The 8,570-nt window shown below is 67.7% G+C and carries 10 protein-coding genes; 5 read left to right on the forward strand and 5 right to left on the reverse strand.

Annotated elements, in window-relative coordinates; genetic code table 11:
* The first annotated feature begins 3 nt into the window (after positions 1-3).
* Genes GO615_RS26630 through GO615_RS26645 form a run of 4 tightly spaced genes read left to right on the forward strand, consistent with a single transcriptional unit; the run spans position 4 to position 2,723 of the window.
* On the forward strand, positions 4-1,092 hold the full coding sequence (locus GO615_RS26630; protein WP_211167384.1) for an RnfABCDGE type electron transport complex subunit D: 1,089 nt from the start codon (positions 4-6) through the stop codon (positions 1,090-1,092).
* Positions 1,089-1,736 (forward strand): electron transport complex subunit RsxG, encoded by a 648-nt coding sequence (gene rsxG / locus GO615_RS26635; RefSeq protein WP_246262476.1) that lies wholly within the window; start codon positions 1,089-1,091, stop codon positions 1,734-1,736. Before GO615_RS26630 ends, rsxG begins: the two co-directional genes overlap by 4 nt.
* The gene (locus GO615_RS26640; protein ID WP_169132881.1) at positions 1,733-2,416 is read left to right on the forward strand and encodes an electron transport complex subunit E; all 684 of its coding nucleotides are present in this window, start codon (positions 1,733-1,735) and stop codon (positions 2,414-2,416) included. Before rsxG ends, GO615_RS26640 begins: the two co-directional genes overlap by 4 nt.
* Positions 2,417-2,444: 28 nt before the next feature.
* On the forward strand, positions 2,445-2,723 hold the full coding sequence (locus GO615_RS26645; protein ID WP_169132882.1) for an RnfH family protein: 279 nt from the start codon (positions 2,445-2,447) through the stop codon (positions 2,721-2,723).
* Positions 2,724-2,876: 153 nt separating this feature from the next.
* Here GO615_RS26645 and nifW read toward each other — a convergent pair whose 3' ends face one another.
* The 5 genes from nifW to GO615_RS26670 all read right to left on the reverse strand — a co-directional run bounded on the left by nifW (position 2,877) and on the right by GO615_RS26670 (position 7,471).
* Positions 2,877-3,203 (reverse strand): nitrogenase-stabilizing/protective protein NifW, encoded by a 327-nt coding sequence (gene nifW, locus GO615_RS26650; RefSeq protein ID WP_169132883.1) that lies wholly within the window; start codon positions 3,201-3,203, stop codon positions 2,877-2,879.
* Positions 3,200-4,336 (reverse strand): homocitrate synthase, encoded by a 1,137-nt coding sequence (gene nifV, locus GO615_RS26655; protein WP_169132884.1) that lies wholly within the window; start codon positions 4,334-4,336, stop codon positions 3,200-3,202. Before nifV ends, nifW begins: the two co-directional genes overlap by 4 nt.
* Before the next feature lie 256 nt (positions 4,337-4,592).
* Entirely contained in the window at positions 4,593-5,486 is an 894-nt protein-coding gene (sucD, locus tag GO615_RS26660) for a succinate--CoA ligase subunit alpha (RefSeq protein ID WP_169132885.1), read from the reverse strand.
* An 11-nt stretch (positions 5,487-5,497) separates the two neighbouring features.
* A complete protein-coding gene (gene sucC, locus GO615_RS26665; RefSeq protein ID WP_169132886.1) occupies positions 5,498-6,658 on the reverse strand; it encodes an ADP-forming succinate--CoA ligase subunit beta in 1,161 nt (386 codons plus the stop codon).
* A gap of 258 nt (positions 6,659-6,916) precedes the next feature.
* Entirely contained in the window at positions 6,917-7,471 is a 555-nt protein-coding gene (locus GO615_RS26670) for a DUF2889 domain-containing protein (RefSeq protein ID WP_169132887.1), read from the reverse strand.
* A gap of 270 nt (positions 7,472-7,741) precedes the next feature.
* Here GO615_RS26670 and GO615_RS26675 point away from each other — a divergent pair.
* Positions 7,742-8,570: hypothetical protein (locus GO615_RS26675; protein ID WP_211167383.1), on the forward strand; the 829-nt coding region annotated here is incomplete at its 3' end.

The following is an 8,570-nucleotide window of genomic DNA, read 5'->3' on the forward strand; positions in this document are numbered from 1 at the left end:
GCCCTGCCCGCTCTGCCCACCCTCGCCGCCTCGCCCCACGCCCACGGTGGCGTCTCGGTGGGAAAGGTCATGCAGCGCGTGATGCTCGCGCTCGCCCCCGCGACGCTGTTCGGCTTCTGGCTGTTCGGCTGGCCGGCGATCCACCTCTTCGCCGTCACCATCGGCGCCAGCCTCCTCGCCGAGCGCTTCTGCGAACGCCTGATGGGCCGCAAGAGCAGCCTCGGCGACGGCTCGGCGCTGCTCACCGGCTGGCTCCTCGCGCTGTCGCTGCCGCCCTGGGCGCCGGCCTGGATCGGCCTCCTCGGCGGCTTCATCGCCATCGTCGTCGGCAAGCAGGTCTTCGGCGGCCTCGGCCAGAACCTCTTCAACCCGGCGATGGTCGCGCGCGTCGCCCTGCTCGTCTCCTTCCCCGTCGTGATGACGCAGTGGGTCGTCCCGCAGCCGCTGTTCTCGGCAGGCGCCCCCGGCTTTATCGACAGCCTGCGCATCACCGCGGAAGCGCCCGCCCACCCCGACGCCGTCACCTCCGCATCGCTGCTCGGCCACAGCAAGACCGAACTCGCGCGCGGCATCGAACTCCCGCAAGCCCTCGCCCGCGGCCCGCAGGCACTCTTCGACTGGGCCGGCATGCGCACCGGCAGCCTCGGCGAAACCGGCACCCTGCTGGTGCTCGCCGGCGGGCTCTACCTCCTCGCCAGCGGCATCATCCGCTGGCATATCCCGGCGGCCGTGCTCGCCGGCATCGCCCTGCCCGCCCTCGTCGGGCATGCCGCGGATCCGGCGCGCTACCTCTCGGCCACGCAGCACCTGCTCTCGGGCGCGGCACTCCTCGGCGCCTTCTTCATCGCCACCGACTACGTCACCTCGCCCAACACCCCGGCGGGCCAGCTCATCTTCGGCTTCGGAATCGGCATCCTCACCTGGATCATCCGCAGCTGGGGCGGCTACCCGGAAGGCATGGCCTTCGCCGTGCTGCTGATGAACGCGCTGACCCCGGTGATCGACCGCTACTGCCGCCCGCGCATCCTCGGCCGTCGGCGCGACGGACGCGCGCTCGAACCGACCCCGATCGACAACACCGGAGGCGCATGATGGGCACCGACCAATCCGCCGGCTTCTCGCTCGACGCGCTGCGCGAGCGGCTCGCCTACCAGCCGCTGCTGCTCGGCGGCGTCGCCCTCGTCGCCGGCACCGCGCTCACGCTCGCCAACAATGCGACGCGCGCGCCCATCGCCGCCGCCGAGGCGCACGACACGCAGATGACGCTCGCGCAGGTCCTGCCTGCCGGCAGCACCGACAACGACCTGCTCAAGGACGTTCTCGAACTCCCCGGCCCCGCCGCCGGCAGCACCCGCAGGATCCACATCGCACGCAAGGCCGGCGTCGTCACCGGCGCCGTCTTCAACGTCTCCGAGCGTGGCTACGCGGGCGAGATCCGCCTGCTGATGGCCGTCGATCCCGCGGGCAGGGTGCTGGGCGTGCGCGTCCTCAAGCACACCGAAACGCCCGGCCTCGGCGACAAGATCGAGATCGCGCGCAACCCGTGGATCACGAGCTTCAACGGCCATTCGCTCGGCGACCCCGCCGCCGAACAATGGGCCGTCCGCAAGGACGGCGGCATCTACGACAGCTTCGCCGGCGCCACCATCACACCGCGCGCAGTGGTCAAGGCCGTCAAGGGCGGCCTCGACTACTTCGCCGCCCATCGCAACGAAATCCTCGGAGCGCAGCCATGAACGCCGCCAAACTGATGCGCGACGGCCTGTGGGACAACAACGTCGTCTTCGCCCAACTCCTCGCGATGTGCCCGGCGATGGCCGTCACGACCTCGGCCACCAACGGCCTCGGCATGGGCCTCGCGACCACCGCGGTACTGATCGTCTCCAACATCCTCGTCGCCTCGATCCGCCATGCGGTCAGCGCACAGGTGCGCATCCCCGTGTTCGTCGTCCTCATCGCGACCCTCGTCACGATCATCGACCTCGTCCTCAACGCCTGGCTGCACGAACTCTACAAGGTGCTCGGCCTCTTCATCGCGCTCATCGTCGTCAACTGCGCGATCCTCGGCCGCGCCGAAGCCTTCGCGGTGCGCAACACGGTCGCCGCGTCCGCGATCGACGGCCTCGCGATGGGCCTCGGCTTCACCTGCGCGCTCACCGTCATCGGCCTGATCCGCGAGATCCTCGGCAGCGCCACCGTGTTCGCGCAGGCCAGCGCGCTCCTCGGCAGCCACTTCGCCTTCCTCGAGATGAAGATCGGCGCGTGGAACGGCGCCCTGCTGATGATCCTGCCCCCCGGCGGCTTCGCCGTGCTCGGCTTCCTGCTCGCGGGCAAGCGCGCGTGGGAGCTGAAGCACCGGCAGACCGCGCGCGCCAGCGAATCCCACTGCTCCGTTCCCGGCCCGGCGTCGGCGTGAGCGGAACGACCAGCGAAGGAGAGCCCCCATGCAAGTCGGCGTTGCCTACACCGAACCGGGCCGGCAGGCCTGGGTCACCATCGACGTCCCCGACCAGGCGACCGTCCGCGACGCCATCGAGCGCTCCGGCATCCTGCGGCAGTTTCCGCACATCGACCTCGCGACGCAGAAGATCGGCGTGTTCAGCAGGCTCGTGAAGCTCGACGCCCCGCTGCGCGCGGGCGACCGCGTCGAGATCTACCGCCCGATCACCTGCGACCCGCAAACCGTCCCGCGCCGCGACCTCGGCGAGGCCGACGAGGATTGAACCTGCGTGCGGTGGCTGTTGCCCGTGCGTCCGCATCGGGCACGTGGCACTGTGGGAGCGGCTTCAGCCGCGAATCGGCCGCGCCACACGCGACACCGCCGATTCGCGGCTGAAGCCGCTCCCACGAAATACGCCCGCCTAGGGGAGCCCCTCTCAGAACCCGGCCTTGCGCCGCAGCCCCTCGATCGCCACGCGATGCTCCCCCTGCGCGGTCTGGAACACCTTGAACACCTTCTGTTCGATGCCGCTCGACGCGATGAAATCGTTGTGCGCCCGCGCAAGCAGCGCGCGACAGGTCGCGAACGCCGACGCCGCAGGCAGGCCTTCGACGCCCCCCTCGCGCGCGAGATACTGCTGGAAGCGCTTCAGGATGTGCAGCCGGCTCACCTGCACGACCGCGACGTCGTAGGAGATCGCGAAGTAATTGAGGAAATCCTCCGCGCTTTCGAGGTGCTTCAGGTCTTCGACAAGGGTATTCACGGGATCACTCCTTCGGTAAGCAGCGCACGGCATTCACGGTGGAAGCGCATCAACTCGCGCAGATCGGGACCACTCTTGGTCCGCATCGCATGCTCGCGCACGCGCTCGAGCACGAGGCGCGCGGTCACCGCATCGACCTCCAGCCCCAACTCACGGCACGCATTCACGACCGACGCCGCGCCCGAATGCTTGCCCAGCACCAGGCGATGGCTGCGCCCGACCTCGGCCGGATCGAAGCCCTGGTAATTGCCTGCGTCCTTCACCAAGCCATCGACGTGGATACCCGCCTCGTGCGTGAACACCCAGCCGCCGACGATCGGCTTGTTCGCCGCTACCGGCCGACCCGACGCCTCCGCGACCAGCTCGGAGATCACCGGCAGCTGCCGCGTGTCGATGCCCGACTCGATGCCATGCAGGTGGCGCAGGCCCATCACCGCTTCCTCGAGCGGCGCATTGCCGGCCCGCTCCCCAAGACCGTTGACCGTCGTGCTGATGTGCGTCGCACCGGCCGTCACCGCCGCCAGCGTGTTCGCGGTCGCGAGCCCCAGATCGTCATGCGCATGCATCTCGATGTCCAGGTCGCTCGCGGCCCGCAGCCGTGCAATTGCCGCATGGGTCGAGAACGGATCGAGCACCCCCAGCGTGTCCGCGTAGCGGAAGCGCACCGCACCGGCCGCCTGCGCGGTCTCCAGCACTCGGCACAGGAAATCGGGATCCGCGCGCGACGCATCCTCGCCCCCGAGCGACACCACCAGCCCGCGCTCGCGCGCCGCGCGCAAGGTATCGCGCAACTGCGCCAGGGCCCACTCCCGGCTCCGCCCCAGCTTGCGCTCGATCTGCTGGTCCGACACCGGCAGCGCCAGATGCACGATATCGGCCCCGCAGTCGGCCGCGGCATCGAGGTCCGCCACGCACAGGCGGCACCACACCATCAGCCGCGCCGGCAACTTCAACGCGACGATCGCGCGGATCACCGCGCGTTCGACCTCCCCCATCGCGGGCACGCCGACCTCCATCTCGCGCACGCCGGCAGCCGCCAGCGCCTGCGCGATCGCCAGCTTCTCGTCGGCGGTGAAGGCGACCCCGGCGGTCTGCTCGCCGTCACGCAAGGTCGTGTCGTTGATCGTCACCATGATGCATCGTTCTCCGAGGCTCAATGCCTCCGATTCGCAAGGACGATGCCACCTGCAACCCGGCTCCCGCACGTTCTTGGAAGCCACGCCACACGCGGATTTGCGCGCCCCCCTTTGTGCGGCCTCCCTCGTCGCCACCGCGACAAACCCGACAATTGGCGCAAACCCGACACACTCCCCGTCACGCGGGGTGCCCGTAGACGAAAAAAGCGCCGGACGGAGCCGGCGCTTTTCGGTGCAGCGGAAGAAAGGACGCTTACAGCATCGCCTTCAGCAGCTTGCCCATCTCGGACGGGTTGCGCGTCACCTTGAAGCCGCACTCTTCCATGATGGCGAGCTTGGCGTCGGCGGTGTCGGCACCACCCGAGATCAGCGCACCGGCGTGGCCCATGCGCTTGCCGGCCGGCGCGGTCACGCCGGCGATGAAGCCGACGATCGGCTTCTTCATGTTGGCCTTGCACCACATTGCCGCTTCGGCTTCGTCCGGACCGCCGATCTCGCCGATCATGATCACCGCATCGGTGTCCGGATCGTCGTTGAACATGCGCATCACGTCGATGTGCTTCAGGCCGTTGATCGGGTCGCCGCCGATACCGACCGCCGACGACTGGCCCAGACCGATTTCGGTCAGCTGAGCGACGGCTTCATAGGTCAGCGTGCCCGAACGCGACACGACGCCGATACGGCCCTTGCGGTGGATGTGACCCGGCATGATGCCGATCTTCACTTCGTCAGGCGTGATCAGGCCGGGGCAGTTCGGTCCCAGCAGCAGGGTTTCCTTGCCGCCCTTGGCAACCTTCTGCTTCATCTTGTTGCGCACGACCAGCATGTCGCGGACGGGGATGCCTTCCGTGATGCAGATCGCCAGATCCAGGTCGGCCTCGCAGGCTTCCCAGATCGCATCGGCAGCACCTGCCGGCGGCACGTAGATCACGGAGACGGTCGCGCCGGTGTCGGCAGCGGCTTCCTTGACCGAAGCGTAGATGGGCACGTCGAAGATCTTCTCGCCGGCCTTCTTCGGGTTCACACCGGCGACGAAGCAGTTCTTGCCGTTCGCGTACTCGATGCACTTCTCGGTATGGAACTGGCCGGTCTTGCCCGTGATGCCCTGGGTGATGATCTTGGTGTCTTTGTTGATCAGGATGGACATTCAAACTCTCCTTACTTGACCGCCGCGACGATCTTGGTCGCAGCTTCCGCCATCGTGTCGGCGGAGATGATCGGCAGGCCCGACTCGGCGAGGATCTTCTTGCCGAGGTCCTCGTTGGTGCCCTTCATGCGCACCACGAGCGGGACGGAGAGATTGACTTCCTTGGCAGCCGCGACCACGCCGGTGGCGATGGTGTCGCACTTCATGATGCCGCCGAAGATGTTCACCAGGATGCCCTTGACCTTCGGGTTCTTGAGCATGATCTTGAACGCTTCGGTGACCTTCTCGGTCGTCGCGCCGCCACCGACGTCGAGGAAGTTTGCCGGCTCGGCGCCGAACAGCTTGATCGTGTCCATCGTGGCCATCGCCAGACCGGCGCCGTTCACCAGGCAGCCGATGTTGCCGTCGAGCGAGATGTAGGCGAGGTCGAACTTGGAAGCCTCGATCTCGTCGGCGTCTTCCTCGTCGAAGTCACGGAAATCGACGATTTCCGGGTGACGGTAGAGCGCGTTCGAATCGAAGTTGAACTTGGCGTCGAGCGCCTTGATGTTGCCGTTGCCTTCCAGGATCAGCGGGTTGATTTCCGCCAGCGAGGCATCGGTTTCCATGTAGCAGGTGTACAGGCGCTTCAGCGTATCCACCGCCTTCGCGACGGAAGCCTCCGGCACGCCGATGCCGCGCGCCAGGTTCTCGGCCTGCGCGTCGGTCAGGCCGACCAGCGGGTCCACGAATTCCTTGAGGATCTTCTCAGGCGTGCTGTGCGCGACCTCCTCGATGTCCATGCCGCCTTCGGAGGAGGCCATCATGGCGACCTTCTGCGTGGCGCGGTCGGTCAGCGCAGCAACGTAGTATTCCTTCTTGATGTCGGCGCCTTCCTCGATCAGCAGGTTGCGCACCTTCTGGCCTTCGGGCCCGGTCTGGTGCGTGATCAGCTGCATGCCGAGGATGTCGTTCGCGTACTGGCGCACTTCGTCCAGCGAGCGCGCGAGCTTCACGCCGCCGCCCTTGCCGCGGCCACCGGCGTGGATCTGCGCCTTCACGACCCAGACCTTGCCGCCCAGCTCCTCGGCGGCCTTCACCGCACCATCCACCGACACGGTATGGAAACCGCGCGGCGTCACGACGCCATACTTCCTTAGTAGTTCTTTTGCCTGATACTCATGAATCTTCATGGTTGCCCTTCGATCGAAGCCGCGACGCAAGGCGCGCCGCGCAGGTTGATGGGACGCTTCGGAGCATCGCTCCACGACATACGCCGTCTCCCTCGACCGACGCATACCGCTGCCGACCGGTCGAATGTCGCCCGGTCCGATCTCTTGACCCGCCCCTAACAGGAACGAAGGTCGCAAGATCGCAGGATTATAACCGCAATTGCGCAGTGCAGAATCGCGAGCCCGGGGCGAACTTTCCGCCCTCGCGCCGGGTCGCGTCTACGCCTCGCCCGCGGGCTTGCGGTACCACTTCGGGTAGTACAGCCGCACCGTCTCGCGCGAACTCTCGAGTGCATGGCACTTGTCGAGCTGGAACGGCTTCTCGACCGTGTCCTCGTTGTCGCGCCGGAAGGTCGCAAAGGTCTGTATGGCCGCCGTCGGCAGGCTCATCAACATCTCGGTGATATGCGAGCAGCCGCGCACGTCGGCGAACATCTCCCCGACGTTGCGGCGGAAACCGCGGATCAGGTTCAGCCCGACGAGCCGCCCGTATGCGGGCCCGATCGTGTCGCATTCGCCCGCATAGGGCACACGGTCGGAACACGCCTCGGCATCGACGATGTTGAACTCCTCGTCGATCGTGATCCGCACCCGCATCTCGTGCACGGGGTCGCCCGCACGGCGCACGCCGGACGCCAGCGGGTAATCGACCGACTTCGTGTCGCGCAGGCAGGCCTCGAGCTCCAGCAGACCATCGTCGCGGCGGAAGCCCTCGATCGAGATCTGGCGCAGATGCGCCGGACTGCGTGCGCACTTGGGAGGAGAGAGCGGCATCGGACGTACGGCAACGTATGGAAAACCGCATGTTACCGCGAATCGCGACGATGTCCGCGCGCACCGGCAGCCCGTCGCGGGCAACCCACCCGGCGTGGCACCCCCCGCCCGTCCGCCGACGGGGCGCCAAAATTTCCCGACGTCATACCGCGGCGTTACAATCCACTGTTTTTGCAGGCAGCGGGAATGCAAATTCGTTACAATGCCCCGCAAAGATTTGATACAAGATATCGGTTTACGCCCGGGCCCTGGCCAAAGTACGAACGGACGATGACAAAAAAGCAGCGCCTGCACCCAAGGAATCCCACGCCCCTGCTCCTGGGAGCGCTGCTCGCGCTCGCGCCGACGCCGTCCGGCGCCTTCGTTCTCGGCGAACCCGTGCCGCTATCCAGGATCGGAGAACCCCTCAGGGTCGAGATCCCCGTCCTCCAGGGCGAGCTTGCACAGGTCGCCGAGTGCCTGCGTCCTGCAACCCCGTCAGCAGCGTCCGACGGCCTGCCGCGGGTACGCAACGCCCGTATCGAGCTCGCCGGACGCGCGCCGAACGTCCGGCTCGTGCTCTCGCACCGCCTGCCCAGCTTCGACCCCGCGCTGCGGTTCGCCATCGAAGACATCTGCGACAGCCGCCTGCGCCGCGAATACACCGTGCTCCTGGCCTTCCCCGACGACACCGCCGCAGCGACCGAATCCGCAGGGGCACAGCCCCAGGCGAGATCGGGCGGAACGCTGGCCGAGGCCCCTGCCCAGGAGGCGCCACGCCGGGCACGCCCGAGCCGTCGCACGATTGCCGCCGGCGACGCCCCCGCAGCATCCGCCACGCCCGCGCGCACCACGGCCCCGTCCGCCCGAGGCGGCGACCGACTGGAACTCGGCGGCGGAGAATCCGAGGTTCCCGGTGCCGGCCTGCGCCTGAGCACCCAGCTCGGCAGCGTCGCGCGCATCGACGCGACGACGGAAGCCCAGCGGGAGCAGTTGCGCCGCGAGCAGTCCGTCATCATGGCGATCGACCGGACCATCGTTGCCCAGCTCGAGCTGAACGAGCGCATCCGGCAACTCGAAGCGGCGCAGGCCCGCCTGATGGCCGAACACATCCGCACCC

This window comes from Aromatoleum evansii (assembly GCF_012910805.1).
In the GTDB taxonomy this organism is placed as follows: domain Bacteria; phylum Pseudomonadota; class Gammaproteobacteria; order Burkholderiales; family Rhodocyclaceae; genus Aromatoleum; species Aromatoleum evansii.

Coding starts and splice junctions, on each gene's coding strand:
- rsxG (WP_246262476.1), top strand. CDS start 1,089: ATGATGGGCACCGACCAATCCGCCGGCTTCTCGCTCGACGCGCTGCGC.
- GO615_RS26640 (WP_169132881.1), top strand. CDS start 1,733: ATGAACGCCGCCAAACTGATGCGCGACGGCCTGTGGGACAACAACGTC.
- GO615_RS26645 (WP_169132882.1), top strand. CDS start 2,445: ATGCAAGTCGGCGTTGCCTACACCGAACCGGGCCGGCAGGCCTGGGTC.
- nifV (WP_169132884.1), bottom strand. CDS start 4,336: ATGGTGACGATCAACGACACGACCTTGCGTGACGGCGAGCAGACCGCC.
- sucD (WP_169132885.1), bottom strand. CDS start 5,486: ATGTCCATCCTGATCAACAAAGACACCAAGATCATCACCCAGGGCATC.
- sucC (WP_169132886.1), bottom strand. CDS start 6,658: ATGAAGATTCATGAGTATCAGGCAAAAGAACTACTAAGGAAGTATGGC.
- GO615_RS26670 (WP_169132887.1), bottom strand. CDS start 7,471: ATGCCGCTCTCTCCTCCCAAGTGCGCACGCAGTCCGGCGCATCTGCGC.